Origin of the sequence: Pseudoduganella sp. (genome assembly GCF_041914865.1) — a bacterium.
GTDB lineage: Bacteria > Pseudomonadota > Gammaproteobacteria > Burkholderiales > Burkholderiaceae_D > Rugamonas.
In genome coordinates this window covers 105,061-123,804 of sequence record NZ_JAYSCO010000009.1, presented here as the reverse complement: position 1 = coordinate 123,804, position 18,744 = coordinate 105,061, and the positions used below count along the sequence as shown (strand labels likewise).

Annotated in this window: 24 protein-coding genes and 1 pseudogene; 23 read left to right on the top strand and 2 right to left on the bottom strand. The window is 61.6% G+C overall.

Translation table 11 applies throughout. The annotated features are described in order from the left end of the window. Nucleotides 1–158 (top strand): annotated as a pseudogene (gene tuf, locus ACE3TQ_RS06945) (elongation factor Tu); the annotation flags it as partial. A gap of 119 nt (nucleotides 159–277) precedes the next feature. Next, entirely contained in the window at nucleotides 278–595 is a 318-nt protein-coding gene (gene rpsJ, locus ACE3TQ_RS06940; RefSeq protein ID WP_028101676.1) for a 30S ribosomal protein S10, read from the top strand. Nucleotides 596–672: 77 nt separating this feature from the next. Here the strand turns inward: rpsJ and ACE3TQ_RS06935 are convergent, their stop codons facing one another. After that, nucleotides 673–1,218, bottom strand: a complete 546-nt coding sequence (locus tag ACE3TQ_RS06935; protein WP_374581268.1) for a multiprotein-bridging factor 1 family protein — start codon at nucleotides 1,216–1,218, stop codon at nucleotides 673–675. 268 nt (nucleotides 1,219–1,486) lie between these two features. Between ACE3TQ_RS06935 and ACE3TQ_RS06930 the strand changes: the two genes are divergently transcribed. The 8 genes from ACE3TQ_RS06930 to ACE3TQ_RS06895 all read left to right on the top strand — a co-directional run bounded on the left by ACE3TQ_RS06930 (nucleotide 1,487) and on the right by ACE3TQ_RS06895 (nucleotide 11,155). Continuing rightward, entirely contained in the window at nucleotides 1,487–4,288 is a 2,802-nt protein-coding gene (locus ACE3TQ_RS06930; protein ID WP_374581266.1) for a TonB-dependent receptor plug domain-containing protein, read from the top strand. 102 nt (nucleotides 4,289–4,390) lie between these two features. Continuing rightward, nucleotides 4,391–5,653 carry a hypothetical protein gene (locus ACE3TQ_RS06925; protein WP_374581265.1) on the top strand — a complete coding sequence of 421 codons (1,263 nt, stop codon included), beginning with the start codon at nucleotides 4,391–4,393 and terminating at the stop codon, nucleotides 5,651–5,653. Between the two features lie 3 nt (nucleotides 5,654–5,656). Next, nucleotides 5,657–6,922, top strand: coding sequence for a hypothetical protein (locus ACE3TQ_RS06920; protein WP_374581264.1), 1,266 nt, complete (start codon nucleotides 5,657–5,659; stop codon nucleotides 6,920–6,922). A gap of 9 nt (nucleotides 6,923–6,931) precedes the next feature. Continuing rightward, nucleotides 6,932–7,150 carry a hypothetical protein gene (locus ACE3TQ_RS06915; protein WP_374581261.1) on the top strand — a complete coding sequence of 73 codons (219 nt, stop codon included), beginning with the start codon at nucleotides 6,932–6,934 and terminating at the stop codon, nucleotides 7,148–7,150. A gap of 38 nt (nucleotides 7,151–7,188) precedes the next feature. Continuing rightward, on the top strand, nucleotides 7,189–7,890 hold the full coding sequence (gene creB, locus ACE3TQ_RS06910; RefSeq protein WP_374581260.1) for a two-component system response regulator CreB: 702 nt from the start codon (nucleotides 7,189–7,191) through the stop codon (nucleotides 7,888–7,890). Beyond that, nucleotides 7,887–9,329 (top strand): two-component system sensor histidine kinase CreC, encoded by a 1,443-nt coding sequence (gene creC, locus ACE3TQ_RS06905; RefSeq protein WP_374581259.1) that lies wholly within the window; start codon nucleotides 7,887–7,889, stop codon nucleotides 9,327–9,329. The genes creB and creC overlap by 4 nt, the downstream gene beginning before the upstream one ends. Nucleotides 9,330–9,377: 48 nt before the next feature. Next, nucleotides 9,378–10,727, top strand: coding sequence for a cell envelope integrity protein CreD (gene creD / locus ACE3TQ_RS06900; RefSeq protein WP_374581258.1), 1,350 nt, complete (start codon nucleotides 9,378–9,380; stop codon nucleotides 10,725–10,727). After that, complete coding sequence (locus tag ACE3TQ_RS06895) at nucleotides 10,724–11,155, top strand: hypothetical protein (protein ID WP_374581257.1); 432 nt, start codon at nucleotides 10,724–10,726, stop codon at nucleotides 11,153–11,155. The genes creD and ACE3TQ_RS06895 overlap by 4 nt, the downstream gene beginning before the upstream one ends. Here ACE3TQ_RS06895 and ACE3TQ_RS06890 read toward each other — a convergent pair. Continuing rightward, nucleotides 11,139–11,522, bottom strand: coding sequence for a DUF2784 domain-containing protein (locus tag ACE3TQ_RS06890; RefSeq protein ID WP_374581255.1), 384 nt, complete (start codon nucleotides 11,520–11,522; stop codon nucleotides 11,139–11,141). The genes ACE3TQ_RS06895 and ACE3TQ_RS06890 overlap by 17 nt on opposite strands. Before the next feature lie 90 nt (nucleotides 11,523–11,612). Here ACE3TQ_RS06890 and ACE3TQ_RS06885 point away from each other — a divergent pair, with 90 nt between their 5' ends. From ACE3TQ_RS06885 to rplX, 13 genes are all read left to right on the top strand, one after another. Beyond that, nucleotides 11,613–12,914 carry a hypothetical protein gene (locus ACE3TQ_RS06885; RefSeq protein ID WP_374581253.1) on the top strand — a complete coding sequence of 434 codons (1,302 nt, stop codon included), beginning with the start codon at nucleotides 11,613–11,615 and terminating at the stop codon, nucleotides 12,912–12,914. Nucleotides 12,915–13,076: 162 nt separating this feature from the next. Beyond that, nucleotides 13,077–13,733 (top strand): 50S ribosomal protein L3, encoded by a 657-nt coding sequence (gene rplC / locus ACE3TQ_RS06880; protein ID WP_374581250.1) that lies wholly within the window; start codon nucleotides 13,077–13,079, stop codon nucleotides 13,731–13,733. A 3-nt stretch (nucleotides 13,734–13,736) separates the two neighbouring features. Further along, nucleotides 13,737–14,357, top strand: coding sequence for a 50S ribosomal protein L4 (gene rplD, locus ACE3TQ_RS06875; protein ID WP_374581249.1), 621 nt, complete (start codon nucleotides 13,737–13,739; stop codon nucleotides 14,355–14,357). Beyond that, nucleotides 14,354–14,671, top strand: a complete 318-nt coding sequence (rplW, locus tag ACE3TQ_RS06870) for a 50S ribosomal protein L23 (protein ID WP_130315952.1) — start codon at nucleotides 14,354–14,356, stop codon at nucleotides 14,669–14,671. The genes rplD and rplW overlap by 4 nt, the downstream gene beginning before the upstream one ends. Then, complete coding sequence (gene rplB, locus ACE3TQ_RS06865) at nucleotides 14,671–15,498, top strand: 50S ribosomal protein L2 (RefSeq protein WP_374581247.1); 828 nt, start codon at nucleotides 14,671–14,673, stop codon at nucleotides 15,496–15,498. Before rplW ends, rplB begins: the two co-directional genes overlap by 1 nt. A gap of 9 nt (nucleotides 15,499–15,507) precedes the next feature. Next, the gene (rpsS, locus tag ACE3TQ_RS06860; protein ID WP_130315950.1) at nucleotides 15,508–15,783 is read left to right on the top strand and encodes a 30S ribosomal protein S19; all 276 of its coding nucleotides are present in this window, start codon (nucleotides 15,508–15,510) and stop codon (nucleotides 15,781–15,783) included. Continuing rightward, nucleotides 15,780–16,112 (top strand): 50S ribosomal protein L22, encoded by a 333-nt coding sequence (gene rplV / locus ACE3TQ_RS06855; protein ID WP_374581272.1) that lies wholly within the window; start codon nucleotides 15,780–15,782, stop codon nucleotides 16,110–16,112. The genes rpsS and rplV overlap by 4 nt, the downstream gene beginning before the upstream one ends. Before the next feature lie 9 nt (nucleotides 16,113–16,121). Further along, entirely contained in the window at nucleotides 16,122–16,913 is a 792-nt protein-coding gene (rpsC, locus tag ACE3TQ_RS06850) for a 30S ribosomal protein S3 (protein ID WP_028101661.1), read from the top strand. A gap of 2 nt (nucleotides 16,914–16,915) precedes the next feature. Continuing rightward, nucleotides 16,916–17,335 (top strand): 50S ribosomal protein L16, encoded by a 420-nt coding sequence (rplP, locus tag ACE3TQ_RS06845; protein ID WP_231767621.1) that lies wholly within the window; start codon nucleotides 16,916–16,918, stop codon nucleotides 17,333–17,335. Nucleotides 17,336–17,347: 12 nt separating this feature from the next. After that, nucleotides 17,348–17,539 (top strand): 50S ribosomal protein L29, encoded by a 192-nt coding sequence (rpmC, locus tag ACE3TQ_RS06840; RefSeq protein ID WP_342118639.1) that lies wholly within the window; start codon nucleotides 17,348–17,350, stop codon nucleotides 17,537–17,539. After that, entirely contained in the window at nucleotides 17,536–17,802 is a 267-nt protein-coding gene (gene rpsQ, locus ACE3TQ_RS06835) for a 30S ribosomal protein S17 (protein ID WP_028101658.1), read from the top strand. The genes rpmC and rpsQ overlap by 4 nt, the downstream gene beginning before the upstream one ends. Nucleotides 17,803–18,048: 246 nt before the next feature. Then, nucleotides 18,049–18,417 (top strand): 50S ribosomal protein L14, encoded by a 369-nt coding sequence (gene rplN / locus ACE3TQ_RS06830; RefSeq protein WP_028101657.1) that lies wholly within the window; start codon nucleotides 18,049–18,051, stop codon nucleotides 18,415–18,417. An 11-nt stretch (nucleotides 18,418–18,428) separates the two neighbouring features. Continuing rightward, nucleotides 18,429–18,743, top strand: coding sequence for a 50S ribosomal protein L24 (gene rplX / locus ACE3TQ_RS06825; protein WP_130315946.1), 315 nt, complete (start codon nucleotides 18,429–18,431; stop codon nucleotides 18,741–18,743). The last annotated feature ends 1 nt before the right edge of the window (nucleotide 18,744 follow it).

Here is an 18,744-nt window from a genome sequence, read left to right as displayed (position 1 = left end):
AGCTGCCAGCGGACAAAGAAATGGTTATGCCAGGCGACAACGTCTCCATCACCGTTAAGCTGATCTCCCCGATCGCTATGGAAGAAGGTCTGCGCTTCGCAATCCGCGAAGGCGGCCGTACCGTTGGCGCGGGCGTGGTTGCCAAGATCATCGACTAATTTTTAGTCAGCTGATCTGAAATAAACGGGCCGGCATGTGCTATCATGTCGGCCCGTCGTAGTATTTACTTACATTGCCGGAAACATACTGTTGCCGGTTCGTTCTTTAAGGAATAAGCATGTCCGCTCCAAACCAAAAGATCCGCATCCGCCTGAAGGCTTTCGACTACAAGCTGATCGACCAGTCCGCCCTGGAAATCGTTGACACCGCCAAGCGCACCGGCGCCGTGGTAAAAGGCCCAGTTCCTCTGCCAACCCGTATCCAGCGTTACGACGTGCTGCGTTCCCCGCACGTGAACAAGACTTCCCGTGACCAGTTCGAAATCCGCACCCACCAGCGCCTGATGGACATCGTGGATCCAACCGACAAGACCGTTGACGCCCTGATGAAGCTGGACCTGCCAGCTGGCGTGGACGTCGAAATCAAACTGCAGTAATCGAATTTGCGTGGATGGCGCTTGCGCCATCCGCCAAAAGAAAGGCCGGTTCCGCATGCGCGGGCCGGCCTTTTGTTTTATCCGCGCTCGCCCGGCACCATATCCTCGCCTGCGGTCTCAGTCTCCCGGGGCGTCCCGCCGCTGTCAAGCAGCAGCTTTTCCAGCTCGGCATTCACTTTGTGATCGAATTCGCCCCGTTTGCGCGCGTCGAAGCTGTCGAGCAGCTGATCGAGGCCGGCCTTGATCAGGTTGGTGAGCAGCCAGTTCTCGCCTTTGCCCGTCATTTGCTGCAGCACCGCGACATGCGCCAGGCTTAGCAGCGGAATGGTGACCGGCTGGGTGCGTACCAGCGTTGGATTTTCGATTGCACTGACCAGTTCACCCAGTGCGGTCGCAGGACGTTTGGAAACGTTAGCCTCTTCGCCAAACAGTACCTCATTCATCCTCTCCCACGTATCCAGCCTTGGTTTGCAGTGGTCGGCGTGATCGCGACGCTCGTAGCGCGGCGGCATTACCTGGTGGATACCCAGTTTTTCGGCAAATTTGGCGAAGCTGAGGTTCTTGGCCTCGCGGGCGGCGCGCAGGGCATCGGGGAAATCAGGATGATCGGGTTTCGGCAGCATGGGCTCTCCAGTCGGAAGTGTCGCGAAAGTTATTAACTGACGCTACTATAAACACTTTTTAAAGCTTTTGCAAACTTATTGACGCGCTGAGCGTTAATTGTCGAAATCAAAAAAGCGTAAGCACTTGCGGATTGAAGCTTTCCATTGTTTTGCAAAAACCTTAACTATGATAAGAAATATTTGGGAAAAGCAACCGAACTTGGATTTTTTGAAGTATGATGCGCGACTTTTACTTTTTTATATAAGTTGAATATTAGGGAGTGAGTAGTTGAAAAGTAAACAATGCCTGAACAAGAAAGTGATCGCCGCAGCTGTTGCCGTCGCTTTTACCACCCCGGCTTTCGCGCAGGAAGCACCAAAGATGCAACGTGTGGAGATCACGGGTTCCAGCATCAAACGCGTCAACAATGAGAGCGCTGGCTCGCTGCAGGTCCTGGGCCGCAGCGACATCGAACGCACCGGCGCCACCACCGCGCTGGACGTGCTGCGTTCCGCCTCGGTGATCGACACCAGCCTGAACTCCGCGACCACCAGCAGCGGCAGCTTCGCTCCAGGTTCCTCCGCAGTGCAGCTGCGTAACCTGGGCAAGGTCGCTACCCTGATCCTGGTGAACGGTCGCCGCATCGCCCCGTACGGCCTGTCCGACGGCGGCCAGGACAACTTCACCAACCTGGACGCGATTGCTTCCGAAGCGATCGAGCGTATCGAGATCCTGAAAGATGGCGCTTCCGCGATCTACGGTTCCGACGCGATTGCAGGCGTGGTCAACATCATCCTGCGCAAGGACTACACCGGCGCGCGCATCAAGACCAACTACACCCAAGCCCCTAAATTCAAAGACCAGCGCACCCGCAACGTCAACGCCATCTTCGGCTTCGGCGACGTGGACACCGACGGCTTCAACACCTACCTGAGCGTGGAAGGCTACAAGGCCGACGGCTGGACCAAAGGCGACCTGCGTCGCCACGTGCCGGACTGGCACGGCAAGTCCGTTGGCGGCGCGGCATGGGATGCCAAGAGCACCTACTCGCCAACCGGCAACTACTACGTCGGCAAGGACTTCTACGACACCAAGAAGGAACTGGTTGCTGCACCTGGCTGCCCAGCCAACATGATCGAAGCTGGCGCCTGCAAATTCGACGTGCTGCCGTACGACGGCCAGAACACCACCAACGAACGCTGGGCCCTGCTGAGCAACACCCACTTCCGTATCGGTAACGACATCGACGCCAACTTCGAGATCTCCTCGGCTGGCGCCAAGACCGACTACGCGGTGGCACCGTTCAACGTCTCCAGCCCGGCATCGCCAAACACCTGGTACAACGCGGTGGACGGCAAGGTCGTAGGCCCGTTCTACTACCCATACCTGCCAGTTGGCCACGCCATGAACCCGTACAACTTCCCAGTCGAGTTCCGCGCTCGCCTGATGGATACCGGCAACGGCTTCAACTTCAACCGCACCAACTCCGAGCAGTCGCGCTTCATGCTGACCCTGAACGGCAGCCTGGGCAAGTACGACTGGAAGGCCGCTGCCGGCCACATGATCTCGGAAGCGACCAAGGAAACCCGTAACGCCAGCGCCAAGGGCTACACCGACGCGATCGTCAACGGCACCTACAAGTTCGGCCAGCAGAACGATCCAGCACTGCTGAACACCATGTTCCCAGTGCGCAGCACCATGGGCCGTTCCAAGACCACCTTCATCGACGGCACCATCACCGGTGAAGCGATGCAGCTGCCAGCAGGTCCGCTGAGCTTCGCAGTGGGCGCCGACATCCGTCGCCAGCACTACGAAATGGCCAGCTCGGACAACGTGCTGCGCGGTGAACTGGTTGGCGTCGGCGGCCTGCAAGTGAACGACACCGTGAACCAGTACGCTGTGTTCGGTGAAGTGGTTGTGCCAGTCGTGAAGCGTGTGGAACTGACCGCCGCCGTACGTGCCGACAAGACCGACAACTTCGACGCCCACCTGTCGCCGAAGCTGGGCCTGAAGTTCACCCCGACCGACAGCCTGCTGTTCCGCGCCACCGCATCCGGCGGCTTCCGCGCCCCGAACATCGTGGAATCCGGTAACGGCCTGGGCCGCGGCTCCTTCAGCAGCAACACGGTTGACCCGAAACGCTGCCCAACCGCTGCCGCGCTGAACAAGATCGTGCAGAGCGCTGCCGGCGCGACCGCAGCCGACAAGCTGCGCGCCAAGCAGCTGAGCGACTACGACTGCAAGGGCAGCCTGCCGACCTTCGTGTCCTCCAACCCGGACCTGAAGCCGGAAACCTCGAAGACCTTCACCGTGGGCGTGGTGTGGGAGCCGATCAAGAACACCTCGTTCTCGCTCGACTACTACAACATCAAGCGTAAGGACGAAATCGGTGCCCGTTCCGCAGCCGACATCCTGGCTGCCGAAGACAGCCTGCCAGCCGGCGCCCTGCTGCGCGTTGACAGCTCCGCACAAGATGCTGAGTTCCTGAGCATCGTCAGCAAGTACGCTCCGGGCAACACCCAGAAGTTCTCCGTGGGTTCCCTGGGCCTGGCATACCGTCCATACGTCAACAGCGGCAAGACCAAGGTTGATGGCTTCGACTTCGACGCCACCACCCGCATCAAGCTGAACGGTATCGGCGACCTGCGCATCAAGCTGGAAGGCGAGTACAAGCTGAACTACCAAGTCTGGAACGTCGGCCTGAACGGCTACCAGCCTAACCAGTTCGGTACCTGGGACTACGGTGCTGGCCGCTGGAACGTGAAACTGCGTCCATCGCTGAAAGTTGGCGCCTGGGATCACGGCGTGACCGTTGCTTACCGCAGCCACTACACCAACAACAGCTTCGACGCGCCAAACTACTGCGCTACGCAGAAAGTTGACGCAGCGAACCTGGAAGCGTGCTCGGTTGTGAAGCCACCAGTCATCACCGACTACAACCTGCGCTACACCGGCGTGAAGAACCTGACCCTGGCCCTGTACGTGAACAACGTATTCGACCGCGAGCAGGCCGTGAAATGGCGTGACGGCTGGTCCTTCGCGACCACCGGCTTCCGCACCGTGGGCGTGAGCGCTGCTTACGACTTCTAAGTCGTTCCAGTCGTAGCACGATAAAAAGCCAGGCAGCAATGCCTGGCTTTTTTCATTTTGGGCATGCCATAATACAATTATCTAAATTGCAATAGGCGGCGTATGACGCAACGCATGTTGGCGGCACTTGGGGTGGCATTCCTGTTCGGCGCAACGCAGGCGACGGCGATGGCCGCGTCGCCGGCATGGCTCTCCTTCAAACAGGAAACCGACGAAAAAATCGCAGCCGAGCGCAGCAAACTGAAAGCGCTGGCCAGGCAGGCGGACGAGGCGGAGCAGGCAAAAGCCGCGATCACCGGCATGCTGCAGCAAGCCGGCACATTTGCCTCGTTCATCGGCGACTCGGACGCCGCCATGGCGGCCTTCGATGAAATCGAAGCATACGATAACAAGCGCACGCGGCGCGACGCGGATGACCTGGAACGGCTGGCCGCATCGCGCGCGCAGGACGCGATCCCGGCCATCGTCGCCGAAGCGCGCAAGCGCCAGGTGGTCATCCTGAACGAAGCCCACCACGTGCCCATGCACCGCGCCTTCGCCATGCAGCTGGCGCGCGAATTGCGCAAGATCGGCTATACCTGGCTGGCCTGCGAAACCTTCTCCGACGACCCGCTGGAGAAGAAGTATGTCGGCCCGCATACTGGCTATTACACGCAGGAGCCGGTGTTCGCCAATTTCATCCGCGATGCCATGGCGACCGGGTGGAAGCTGGTGCCGTACGAGCATATCGAAGAGGACGATGACCAGCCGCACGAATGGCGTCTCGAGCACCGCGAAACCGGGCAAGCGCGCAAGCTGGCGGAACGCATCTTCGCCAAGGATCCCAAGGCCAAGGTGTTCATCTTTGTAGGCTACGCGCACCTTGCCGAGAAGCCCGGCGTAGGGCACGGTCCAGGTACCGCCATGATGGGCGCGCAGTTCAAGCACCTGACCGGCATCGATCCGCTGACCATCGACCAGACCACCATGATCGCGCACACGCGCGCGGAGTCTGAACACCGTCTCTTTGACAAAGCGCTGGAGCATGCCAAGCGCAGCGGGCCTTTCGTGCTGCGCGCCCCACGCGGCGAGTACCAGGTATTCACCCCCTACCGTTTCGCGGTCGATATGCAGGTGGTACACCAGCGCTACCCCATCGACCCGCAAACTGGCCGACCGCAATGGCTGCAAACTTTGGCAGGCTTCACCGCGCGCGAAGTGCCGGCCCACCTGTTGCCGAACGAAGGCAAGCGCCTCGTCGCGGCCCGCCCTGCCGGGCAACCGGAAGATGCCATTCCGGCGGACGTCGTAACAGTGGAAGCAGGCAAACCCGCCCCACGCTTTATGCTGCCTCCGGGCGACTACATTTATAGCTACCTGGAGTAACACATGCGCTATATGACTATCCTGATGCTGGGCGTGACGATGCACGCCACCGCGTCTGCCGACAATTCCCTGCGGTGGCCACATGACGTGCCGGCAGAAGTGCGCAAATGGGAGGGCAAAATCGCTGACGCGCGCCCCAAACTTGAGGGACTGCCTGCACAGGGCGAGCAGTACGAAGCGCAGAAGAGCCGACTTGCATTTGCATGGTCGCAGTACGGCCTCTACTTGACATTTCTTGGCGATAGCGAAGGTGGCCGCAGCGCGCACGACCAGTTCCGCGTGCTTTGGATGAACAAGCCAATCAGCCAGCCCGATGATGCGGCGCGTGCTGCTGCAGCCAAAGCCGAGGATGCCATGCAAGCGATCCTTGCAGCGGCACGTGAGCGCCGTATCGTCATGTTGAACGAATCGCACCACGCATCTTTGCACCGCGCGTTCGGCATGGCCTTGGCAAAGGAGTTGCGTAAGCTGGGCTTCACGCACATGGCGGTAGAAACGTTGGCGCCATCGGGCATTGAGCGTGGGATGGTGCTGCGCAGTTCCGGTTATTATTCCAACGATCCCATGTTTGCGAATTTCCTACGCTCGGCGGCAGCCGATGGCTGGCAGTTGGTGCCATATGACTATGGTGACTTTGGGCCGGATAACGCTTCATCGGACGAACGATGGAACTTCCGCGAGACGGCCCAGGCGACGAACATCATCGAAAACATTTTCGATAAAGACCCGAATGCCAAAGTCTTTATCTATGCGGGCTATGACCACATCCGCAAGCGTCCGCTGCCAACCGAGCAAGGGACCGTTTCCATGGCTGGCATACTGGCGCACCGCACAGGCCTGGATCCTTTGACGATAGACCAGATCGAAATGATGCCGATGATCGACCCATCGTGGCAGCATCCGGCCTATGCCAACGCCTTGTTGAAAGCGAAGCGCGGCCAGCCATTTTTGCTGCGCGATGCCCAGGGAAAGCCAGAGGTATTCGGCTATAAAAGAGCGGGCGCGATCGACCTGCAGGTGGTCCATCCGCCAATCGAAGTCGATGCCGCCACCGGCCGCCCAAGCTGGATGAGTACGGTGGCTGGCCTGCGGCCAGTCGTGGTACCGCGACATCTCTTGCGCGGTCGTGCGACCCGTTGGGCCTACGCCCACCTCAAAGGCCAGCCTGCCGATGCCGTAGCCGCAGATATCGTAAAGCTGGAGCCGGGCAAGCCGGCGCCGAAGTTCATGCTGCCCCCGGGCGAGTACACTTACGGCATTCTCAAATAGGAGCAGCGAATGAAAGTACTGAGCACCATCGCAGTGTTGGCCATCGCAACCGCCCTCGGCGCATGTTCGAAGAAGGACAATCCCGCCAACCAGGCCGCAGAAGACATCAAGGCCATGGGCGAGCAGCGCGACAAAGCGCAAGAAGCCGTCAAGGAACTCGAAGCCAGCCAGCAGAAGGCCGCCGAGGCAGCAACCAAAGCGGCGGATGGCGAGGAGCCGGGCCGATAGGGTGCCGTCGCCGTGCGGCAGGCGCTATACTCGCGCGCATGGCTGAAAAAACAATTCTTATCGTGGAAGACGAGGCGGCGATTGCGGACAGCATCGCCTTTGCCTTGCGCAAGGAGGGCTTCGAGCCGCTGCATGTGACGCTGGGCGAGCAGGCGCTCGTTGCGGTGCGCGAACAGGCGCCGCTGCTGGTGATCCTGGACGTCGGCCTGCCCGATATCAGCGGCCTTGACGTGTGCCGCCGCCTGCGCCAGTTCTCCGAGGTGCCGGTGATCTTCCTGACTGCGCGCAGCGATGAGGTGGACCGTATCGTCGGCCTTGAAATCGGCGCTGACGACTATGTGACCAAGCCGTTCTCGCCGCGCGAGCTGGTGGCGCGCGTGCGCGTGATCCTGCGTCGGCTCGGGCCGGGTCAGGGCGCGGCAAGCGCGGCGCCAGGCCAGTCGGCCGTGCCGCGCTTCGAGCTGCGTGCACTGGAGGCGCGCATCCTGTTCGCCGGCCAAACGCTGGACCTGACGCGCTATGAATACCTGCTGCTGAAAACCCTGGTCGAGCACCCTGGCCACGTGATGTCGCGCGCTCAGCTGATGGACCGCGTCTGGACCGACGCGCCCGATACGCTGGACCGCACGGTGGACGCCCACATCAAATCCCTGCGCGCCAAGCTGCGCGCCATCGACGAAAACGCCGACCCGATCCAGACCCATCGCGGCATGGGTTACAGCCTGCAGCCCAGCGCATGAAAATCGGCCTGCGCATCCTGCTCGGCTACTTCCTGATCGTGGGCGTAGCGGCCTGGCTGCTGATGAACGTCTTCGTCGAGCAGGTGCGCCCCGGCGTGCGCTTCACTATGGAGGACATGGCGGCCGATACCGCGCTGCTGCTGGCCGGCGTGGTGGCCGCCGATGTGCGCGATAGCCGTTACGACGACGGCATGCTGGCGCGCCTGCAGGCGGCGACCCAGCGCCCGCTGGATGCCGCGATCGGCGGCGTCGCCAAGCAGAGCGTCGGCTACCGTATCTACATCACCGACGCGCGCGGCATCGTGCGCTTCGACAGTGCCGGCAAGGCGGTTGGCCAGGACTACTCGCGCTGGAACGACGTCTACCTGACGCTGCGCGGCAAATACGGCGCGCGCATGACGCGCGAGGTCCCCAACGTCGAATCGAGCACGGTCATGTACGTGGCGGCGCCGGTGCGCGATGGCGAGCGCATTATCGGTGCGCTCACCGTGGCCAAGCCCATCTCGGGCGTCAAGGCCTTCATCGAGCGCAGCCAGCGCAAGGTGATGGAGTGGGCGGCGCTGCTGCTTGGCCTGTCGCTGCTGATCGGCGTGGCCATGACCTGGCGCATCATGGGCACATTGCGCAAGCTGATGGTGTTCGTGGCCGAGGTGCAGGCTGGCCGCAAGGCCGTCATGCCGAAGCTGGGCAGCAGCGAAATCAGCACCCTCGGCCACGCGCTGGAAGCCATGCGCGCCAAGCTGGAAGGCAAGGACTATGTCGAGACCCTGATGCATACCCTGACGCACGAGCTGAAAAGCCCGATCGCCGCCATCCAGGCCACGGCCGAATTGCTGGAAGAGGATATGCCGCCCGAGCAGCGGCGCGCATTCCTGGCCACCATCCAGGCGCAGAACGCGCGCCAGCGCGACCTGATCGACAAGCTGCTGGCCCTGGTGCGGGTGGAGAAGCAGCAGCGCATCGACGAAGCCGAGCCGGTCGATATGCGCAGCCTGCTGCAGGACGTGGCGGGCGACTTCCGCGCCCGCCTGGAAGCGCGTGCGCTGCAGCTGGACATTGAAGTCGACGACACGCCGCAGGTGCGCGGCGATGCGCTGCTGCTGCGCCAGGCCCTGGGCAACCTGCTCGACAATGCAATCGGCTTTGCGCCGCGCGGCAGCACGCTGCGCCTGGCGGCGCGCATCCAGGGCGCGCAGCTGGAAGTGAGCGTCACCGATGCCGGTCCCGGCATCCCGCAGTATGCGGAGGGGCGCCTGTTTGAGCGCTTCTATTCCTTGCCGCGTCCGGACGGCGCCAAGAGCACCGGCCTGGGCCTGCCGTTCGTGCGCGAAGTGGCCGCCCTGCATGGCGGCAGCGCGCAGGTCGTCAACGCGCCAGGCGGCGGCTGCCGCGCCGCGCTGCTACTGCCGCTTCACACAGAACGCATCGGCAGCACATAAACCTTGCCTAGACTGGCGCAACCTTAACTACAACAGGAAGCGCCAACAATGCAGAAAAGACTCCTGATCAAAGCCTTCACCGTCGCCGTGCTGATGCTCTTGCTCGGCGTGCCGCTGGCCATGATCCAATCCACCGTGCAGGAACGCATGCAGTTCCGCGATGAAGCCGCCGCCAGCATCGCCGCCGATTCGGTCGGCACCCAGCTGGTGTACGGGCCGGTGCTGGTGATGCCGTATGAGGAGGAATACACGGTGCAGGAGGATGGCGCGGCCAAGCGCTACCGCAAGCTGTCGCAGCACCTGGTCTTCCCGCAGCAGCTCGACGTGGTCTCCAGCATGGCGACCGAACGCCGCTACCGCGGCATCCACCAGATCCTGGTCTACAACGGCGGACATAAGTTCAGCGGCGATTTCGTGGTGCCGGCGCTGGGCGACCTGCCGCATACCGTGGAGCGCTCCGAGATCACGCCGCGCGAGCCGTACATTGCGCTGGCGGTGGAAGACACGCGCGGCGTGCGCGATTTCCCGCAGCTGGCGTGGGGCAAGCGACGCATCGAGTTCGAGCAGGGCGCGCGCCTGGCGTCGGCGCCGAAAGGCTTGCATGCGCGCCTGCCGCTGGCCGACCTGGCGCCCGGTGTGATCGCCTTCAGCTTCAACCTGAACCTGGGGGGATTGGGCAGCCAGGCTTTTGTGCCGCTGGCCAAGAACAACCACTTCAGCATGACGTCGGCGTGGCCGCATCCGCAGTTCGGCGGCCAGTACCTGCCCGAGCAGCGCAGCGTCACGGATGCCGGCTTCCAGGCCAGCTGGCGCATTTCGGCGCTGGCCACCAACGCCCAGCAGCAGCTGCGCGAGCGCGAGGCCAAGGCGCTGCGCGGCGGCGCCGATGCGGCGCAGGCGCTGCAGCTGGATGTCGTCCGCACCACCTTTATCGAGCCGGTGAACGTGTACTCGATGGCCGACCGCGCCACCAAGTACGGCTTGCTGTTCGTGGCGCTGACCTTTGCCGCCTTCTTCCTGTTCGAGGTGCTGAAGCGGCTGCCTATCCACCCGGTGCAGTACGCCCTGGTGGGAATGGCGCTGGCCCTGTTCTTCCTGCTGCTGGTCAGCTTGTCCGAGCATATCAACTTCCTGTACGCCTACCTTGCCGCCAGCGCGGCCTGCATCGCGCTGATCGGCTACTACCTGGCGCACGTGCTGCGCGACTGGAAGCGCGGCGCGGGCTTTGCCGTGGCCCTGGGCGGTTTGTATGGCGTGCTGTTTGGCCTGCTCAATTCGGAGAGCAATGCGCTGGTCATGGGCGCCATCCTGCTGTTCGCGGTGCTGTCGGCCATCATGGTGGCGACGCGCAAGGTGGACTGGTACCGCCTGGGCGACCTGCCGGCGGAGGCGGCATGATCCCCGGCGGCCTGCTGTCGCCGGCGCTGGCGCGGGACGCCGAGCTGGTGGTGGTGTCCGGCTATGTGGCCGCGCGCGCGGCCGGTCCGGTGCGCGTGGTGCTCGACCGCTGCGGCGCCAGCATCGTGCTGGTGCTGGCCAGCTACGAGGCGGTGCACTGGCAGATCGACGTCCATCCCGGCACGCGGCTGGCGGGCGTGGTGGTCGGCGCCTACCGCGACGTGATGGTGGCGGGGCAGGGCGGCGCGCCGGTGTATCGCCTGGCGCTGCCGTGCGCCACCCTGGTGGGCAGCGCGCCTTACCTGGACCTGCTGCGCGTGCTGGAGGCGCGCCTCGGCCGGAGCGAAATCGATATCTTCCGCGCCTACGCCCGCCTGCCGGAGCAGGTGGCGGTGGCCGGGCGGCTGGCGCTTAGCCGCGCGGCGTAGCAGGCCGGGCGCGGCGCCGGCGCAGCAGCCAGCCATACAGCAGCAGGTTCACGCCCAGCACCACGCCTGCCAGCACGTACTGCACGGCGGGCGTCAGGCCGGCGGGGTAGACCAGCGGCAGCAGGTAGTGTTCCACAAAACCGCCGGCGTAGCCTTGCTGTCCGGCGCGCTCGCGCAAGGCCAGCTCCAGGTAAGTGAGGGGGCAGACGGCGCCCGCCAGTTCGATGCCAACGCCCCAGGCGGCTGCTGGCAGGTGCAGCCACACCAGACGCGGCCAGCGCAGCACCAGCAGGGCGCCGCCCAGCACGAACAGGATGAAGGCGGCGTGCAGCAGCAGTACGGCATCGGCGCCCAGTCGGAACAGCATGGCGTCTCCGGGAATGGGGATAAGCGAGTGTACCCCTCGGCGCTGGCCGCAGTGCTAACATTGCATTTTGATAATTTCGCAGAGGCAATAATGGGCTTTGAACTATGGGGCGCGCGGCCCTGGCCCGGGCTGGCGCGCACGCTGGCGGCGGCAGCGGCGATGGCGGCGGCAGTAGCGCCGGCGGCATATGGCCAGTCCGACGTGCGGGCAGGCGTACCCGCCGTGCAATTCGGTCCGCCAGTGCGCGCCGCCAACGCCGTCCCCGTCGATGCGACCCCGCTGACTGAAGCCGCGCCGCCGGCGGCGCTGGCGCAAGGGGCCGAACTGGTGCTGGTTTCCGGCTACGAGCCGGCGCATGGCGGCGTGCGCGTGGTGCTCGACCGTCCCGGCGTGCGTGTCCTGCTGGTATTGAGCAGCTATGAAAAGATCGCCTGGCAGCTGGACGTGCGCCCCGGCACCACGCTGGCCGGCGTCATCGTGGGCGGCTACAAGCCCAGCACGGTGGCCGGGCGCGGCGCCGCGCCCGGCTACCGCATGAAGCTGCCCTATGCGTACAGCAGCGACAACATCAAATTCGTCGACATCTTGCGGCAAATGCGCGCCAGCTTTGGGCGCGACCGCTTCGACGCCTACCGCGGCAGCTACAGCCTGCCGGCCGAGGTGCGCATCAGCGCGCCCGATGCCCCGGCGCCGGGCCTGAGCCTGGCCGGGCCGGCTGTGCAGCCGGCGCCGCGCCAACTGTCCTTCCAGCTGCCGGCCGCCGGCGGCAAGAGCGTGCGTTGGACCCTGGCCGGGCCGGTGGAGGAGGGCTTGCAGTTCTATGCCGCGCCGGAAACCAGCGACGGCCAGCGCCGTTATCGCATTGCCAACGGCCACCTGCAGGCCGGCCAGGCGGACGGGCAGGGCGGCGCCGCCGGGATGGCCGCAGTGGCCGCGCTGCCGGCCAACTTCCCCGATATCTCCTGGCCCACGGCCTTGGCCTACGACAGCAAGCGCCGCCTGGTCAGCCTGGTGACCCTGGGCGGCGAGGGATTCATGTACCGCTTCAGCGTGGCGCGCCAGGCCTGGCACGATGTGCGCTCGCTTTCCAATATCGACCTGCGTACCTTGAGCTACGACGCGCGCGCCGACCGCTACCTGGGCTGGACCGACGACGGCTCCCTGCTGGTCTTCAGCGGCGAGGGAGAGGTGCTGCTGCAGCTGGCGCTGGCCAAGCGCCTGCCCGGCCTGCAGCGCCTGTACGACGCCGGCAATGGCCGCCCGCCGGGCCTGCAGGTACTCGGCCTGGGCGACGATGTGGTGTTGTATTACATGCAAGAAGGGGCCGTGCAGGCCCTGTGGCACCTCGATTTGCGCAGCCGCCAGCCGACCCTGACCTACCGCGCCCCGTAGCGCCGCGTAAACATATGACATACCTCGTACAAACCTGTTGCGTCAAGAGGCAAATGTCGGTACACTAGCCGGCTTCGGTATGGGTTCGTCTTTTTTATGGCCCGTATCTTTTTTTGTAGTTAAACAAAGCCCCGCCCAATCGTAGGTGGGAATGGAGAAAAAATGAGCCTTGGCCTCCTCGGTCGCAAGGTTGGCATGATGCGCATCTTCACCGATGACGGGGATTCGATCCCAGTCACCGTGTTGGACGTGTCGAACAACCGTGTTGCGCAAATCAAAACTCCTGAAGTGGATGGTTATTCCGCTGTTCAGGTTGTCTTCGGTCAGCGTCGCGCATCCCGCGTGACTAAAGCTGCTGCCGGTCACTTCGCTAAAGCTGGTGTTGAAGCTGGTTCCTTCCTGAAGGAATTCCGCGTTGATGCTGCTAAAGCCGCAGAACTGAAAGCTGGCGAAGTTATCGCCGCTTCCCTGTTCGAAGTCGGTCAAAAGATCGACGTACAAGGCGTTTCGATTGGTAAGGGCTACGCCGGTACCATCAAGCGTTACAACTTCTCGTCTGGCCGTGCTACCCACGGTAACTCCCGTTCGCACAACGTACCAGGTTCCATCGGTATGGCGCAGGATCCAGGCCGAGTCTTCCCAGGCAAGCGCATGACCGGTCACATGGGCGACGTTACCGTCACCACCCAGAACCTGGAAATCGCTCGTATCGACGCTGACCGCCAGCTGCTGCTGGTTAAAGGTGCAGTACCAGGCGCGAAAAACGGCCAGGTTGTTGTATCGCCAGCTGTTAAAGTCAAAGCAAAGAAGGGAGCTTAATCGATGGAACTGAAGCTCTTGAACGCGCAAGGTCAAGTTGCGTCGAACGTAGCCGCCGCTGACACCGTCTTCGGCCGTGACTACAACGAAGCGCTGATCCACCAAGTCGTCGTTGCTTACGCTGCTAACGCACGCTCGGGCAACCGCAAGCAAAAAGACCGTGAAGAAGTCCACCACACGACCAAGAAGCCATGGCGCCAAAAAGGCACCGGCCGTGCTCGTGCTGGTATGTCCTCCTCCCCGCTGTGGCGCGGTGGTGGTCGCATCTTCCCGAACACCCCTGACGAGAACTTCTCGCACAAGGTTAACAAGAAGATGTATCGCGCAGGTATCTGCTCGATCCTGTCCCAGCTGGCTCGCGAAGAGCGCCTGGTCGTGATCGAAGACCTGTCGATCGAAGCTCCTAAGACCAAGCTGCTGTCGCAAAAGCTGACCGGCATGGGCCTGGACTCGGTCCTGATCGTTACCGACACCATCCAGGAAAACCTGGAACTGGCTTCCCGCAACCTGCCGAACGTGCTGGTTGTCGAGCCACGTCACGCTGACCCAATGTCCCTGGTCTTCTACAAGAAGGTTCTGGTGACCAAGGCAGCCCTGGCACAGATTGAGGAGATGCTGGCATGAGCGCAGTTATCAAACACAGCGAAGAGCGCCTGATGAAGGTGCTGCTGGCGCCGGTCATTTCCGAAAAGGCCACCATGGTCGCGGAAAAGAACGAGCAGATCGTGTTCCTGGTTACCAAGGATGCGACCAAGCCAGAAATCAAGGCCGCCGTTGAACTGCTGTTCAAGGTTGAAGTGGAATCGGTGCAGACCGTGAACCGCGAAGGTAAGGTCAAGCGTTCCGGCCGTTTCATCGGTCGCCGCAACCACACCAAGCGTGCTTTCGTGTGCCTGAAGCCAGGCCAGGAAATCAATTTCACCGAGGAGGCTAAATAATGGCACTCGTTAAGATGAAGCCAACCTCCCCAGGCCGTCGCGGCATGGTGAAGGTTGTGAACAGCGACCTGTTCAAAGGCCGTCCGTTCGCCGCCCTGGTTGAGAAGAAGTCGAAGACTGCTGGCCGTAACAACAACGGTCACATCACCACCCGCCACATCGGCGGTGGCCACAAGCACCACTACCGCGTGGTGGACTTCAAGCGCACCAAGGATGGCATCCCTGCGAAAGTGGAACGTATCGAATACGATCCAAACCGTACCGCACACATCGCCCTGCTGTGCTACGCCGACGGCGAGCGCAAGTACATCATCGCCCCGAAAGGCGTTGCTGTCGGCGACACCCTGCTGAACGGTTCGGAAGCGCCGATCAAGGCCGGTAACTGCCTGCCAATCCGCAACATCCCAGTCGGCACCAACATCCACTGCGTGGAAATGCTGCCAGGTAAAGGTGCCCAGATGGCCCGTACCGCTGGCGCCGTTGTGGTCCTGATGGCCCGCGAAGGTACCTACGCCCAGGTTCGCCTGCGCTCCGGCGAAGTGCGCCGCGTGCACATCGAGTGCCGCGCCACCATCGGCGAAGTCGGCAATGCTGAGCACAGCCTGCGTAAGATCGGTAAAGCTGGTGCGATGCGCTGGCGCGGTGTTCGCCCAACCGTCCGCGGTGTGGTGATGAACCCGATCGACCACCCGCACGGTGGTGGTGAAGGCCGTACCGCAGCTGGTCGTCACCCAGTATCGCCATGGGGCCAGCAGACCAAGGGTAAGAAGACTCGCTCCAACAAGCGTACTTCTTCGATGATCGTCTCTCGCCGCGGCAAGAAATAAGGATAAACCATGACTCGTTCATTGAAAAAAGGGCCGTTCTGCGACGCCCACCTGGTGAAGAAAGTCGAAGCCGCGCAAGCGTCGAAAGACAAAAAGCCAATCAAAACCTGGTCCCGTCGTTCGACGATCATGCCTGACTTCATCGGTCTGACCATTGCCGTGCACAACGGCAAGGTGCACGTGCCTGTGTACGTTTCCGAGAACATGGTTGGTCACAAGCTCGGCGAATTCGCGCTGACCCGTACCTTCAAGGGCCACGCTGCTGACAAAAAGGCTAAGAAATAATGGAAACTAAAGCTATCCTCAAAGGCGTGCGCCTGTCGGATCAAAAAGGTCGCCTGATCGCTGACCTGATCCGCGGTAAGAAGGTTGACGCTGCGCTGAACATCCTGACGTTCAGCCCTAAGAAAGGCGCGTTCATCGTCAAGAAGGTTCTGGAGTCCGCTATTGCGAACGCCGAGCACAACGACGGTGCCGACATCGACGAACTGTTCGTAAAGACCATTTACGTCGAAAAGGGCCCAATCCTGAAGCGCTTCACTGCACGCGCTAAAGGTCGTGGCGACCGTATCTCGAAACAATCCTGTCACATTTACGTGACTGTCGGTAACTAAGGAGCTGCGATGGGTCAGAAAATTCATCCAACCGGTTTCCGTCTGGCGGTCACCCGTAACTGGGCATCTCGCTGGTACGCAACCAACGGTAACTTCGCTTCCATGCTGAACGAAGACCTGAAGGCACGTGCTTTCCTGAAGAAGAAGCTGAAAAACGCTTCCGTAGGCCGCATCGTCATCGAGCGTCCTGCCAAGAACGCACGCTTCACCGTGTACAGCTCGCGTCCTGGCGTCGTGATCGGCAAGAAGGGCGAGGACATCGAAGTCCTGAAGTCCGCCCTGACCAAGATCATGGGCGTGCCAGTGCACGTGAACATCGAAGAAATCCGTAAGCCGGAAATCGACGCGCAGCTGATCGCTGACTCGATCTCCCAGCAGCTGGAAAAGCGTATTATGTTCCGCCGCGCCATGAAGCGCGCCATGCAGAACGCAATGCGCCTGGGCGCCCAGGGCATCAAGATCATGTCCTCCGGCCGTCTGAACGGCATCGAGATCGCTCGTACCGAATGGTATCGCGAAGGCCGCGTGCCTCTGCATACCCTGAAGGCCGACATCGATTACGGTACTTCCGAAGCCTCGACCACCTACGGCATCATCGGTGTCAAGGTGTGGGTGTACAAGGGTGACCGCTCCGCCACCGGCGAAGCACCAGTCATCGACACCCCAGCGGAAGAGAAGAAGCCACGTGGCCCGCGCCGCGACGACGGTAAGCCAGCTGGCCGCCGTCCAGCTCCAGGCGCCAAAGCCCCAGCCGGTCGCCGCGCTGCCAAGCCGGCTGCAGCTGACAAAGCAGGAGAATAAGCATGCTGCAACCTAGCCGCAGGAAATATCGTAAAGAGCAGAAAGGCCGTAACACCGGCATTTCGCACACCACCGGCACTTCGGTGTCGTTCGGCGAGTTCGGCCTGAAGGCCGTGGCACGCGGCCGTATCACCGCGCGCCAGATCGAGTCCGCACGTCGTGCGATGACCCGTCACATCAAGCGTGGTGGCCGTATCTGGATCCGTGTGTTCCCAGACAAGCCAATCTCCAACAAGCCTGCCGAAGTCCGTATGGGTAACGGTAAAGGTAATCCGGAGTACTACGTTGCCGAAATTCGTCCAGGCAAAGTCCTGTACGAAATGGACGGCGTTGCTGAAGAACTGGCACGCGAAGCGTTCCGTCTGGCCGCTGCTAAACTGCCTCTGGCAACCACCTTCGTGGTGCGCCAGGTTGGCCAATAATTGGAGTGAAATATGAAAGCATCTGAACTCCGTGGCAAAGACCAGGCTGCCCTGCAGAAAGAACTGAACGACCTGCTGAAGGCACAGTTCGGTCTGCGTATGCAAGCTGCTACCCAGCAGCTGGGCAACACCTCGCAGCTGAAGAAGGTCCGCCGCGACATCGCCCGCGTTAAAACGGTAATGAACTCGAAGGAAGCAAAATGACCGAGCAAGTTAAGCTGAAGCGCACTCTGATCGGTAAAGTTGTGTCCGACAAGATGGACAAGACCGTTACCGTTCTGATCGAGCGTCACGTGAAGCACCCTCTGTATGGCAAGATCATCGTCCGTAGCGCCAAGTACCACGCGCACGACGAGACCAACCAGGTGAAAGCCGGTGACACGGTGGAAATCCAGGAAGGTCGTCCGATCTCCAAGACCAAGGCGTGGACGGTGACCCGAGTAGTGCAAGCTGCACAAATCGTCTAAGTAAGTTGCAGCCGGGGGCGTCAGCTCCCGGCCACAATTTAATTAGTTCTTGCAGGCCCGCAGGTTTTATGTAATACTTGCGGGCTTCGTTCATGTATCGCCGCTAGTCGTCCCCTCGGGCGCGGTCGCGGTCAGTACTTGTATGAAGATCAAGCACCCAATCAGTGCGCATTGTGCGTACTGGCGGGACCAAGACTGACCGAGCTCCGTGTGGGGCATTCGGCTTAAGTTGGGAAAGAGACAACTATGATTCAAACTGAGAGCCGGCTCGAAGTAGCCGACAACACCGGTGCGAAAGAAGTAATGTGCATCAAGGTGTTGGGCGGTTCCAAGCGCCGTTATGCTGGCATTGGCGACGTGATCAAAGTCACCGTTAAGGTGGCCCAGCCACGTGGTCGTGTCAAAAAAGGTGAAATTTATAACGCCGTGGTTGTGCGCACCGCTAAGGGTGTTCGCCGCCAGGATGGTTCCCTGGTCAAGTTCGATGGCAATGCCGCCGTCCTGCTGAACAACAAACTGGAACCAATCGGTACCCGTATCTTTGGCCCAGTAACGCGCGAACTGCGTACTGAGAAGTTCATGAAGATCGTGTCCCTGGCACCGGAAGTCCTGTAAGGAGTCAGACAATGGATAAGATTCGCAAAAACGACGAAGTCATCGTCCTGACTGGTAAGGACAAGGGCAAGCGCGGCGTAGTGACCCAGCGTGTAGACGCTGAGCACGTCGTGGTTGAAGGCGTTAACGTTGCTAAGAAAGCCGTTAAGCCAAACCCAATGACTGGTGTTCAAGGTGGCATCGTTGACAAGACCATGCCGATTCACGTGTCCAACGTTGCCCTGTTCAACGCTGCGACCGGTAAGGCAGATCGCGTAGGCTTTAAAGAAGTGGACGGCAAAAAAGTCCGCGTCTTCAAGTCGAACGGCGAAGTAGTGAAAGGGTAAT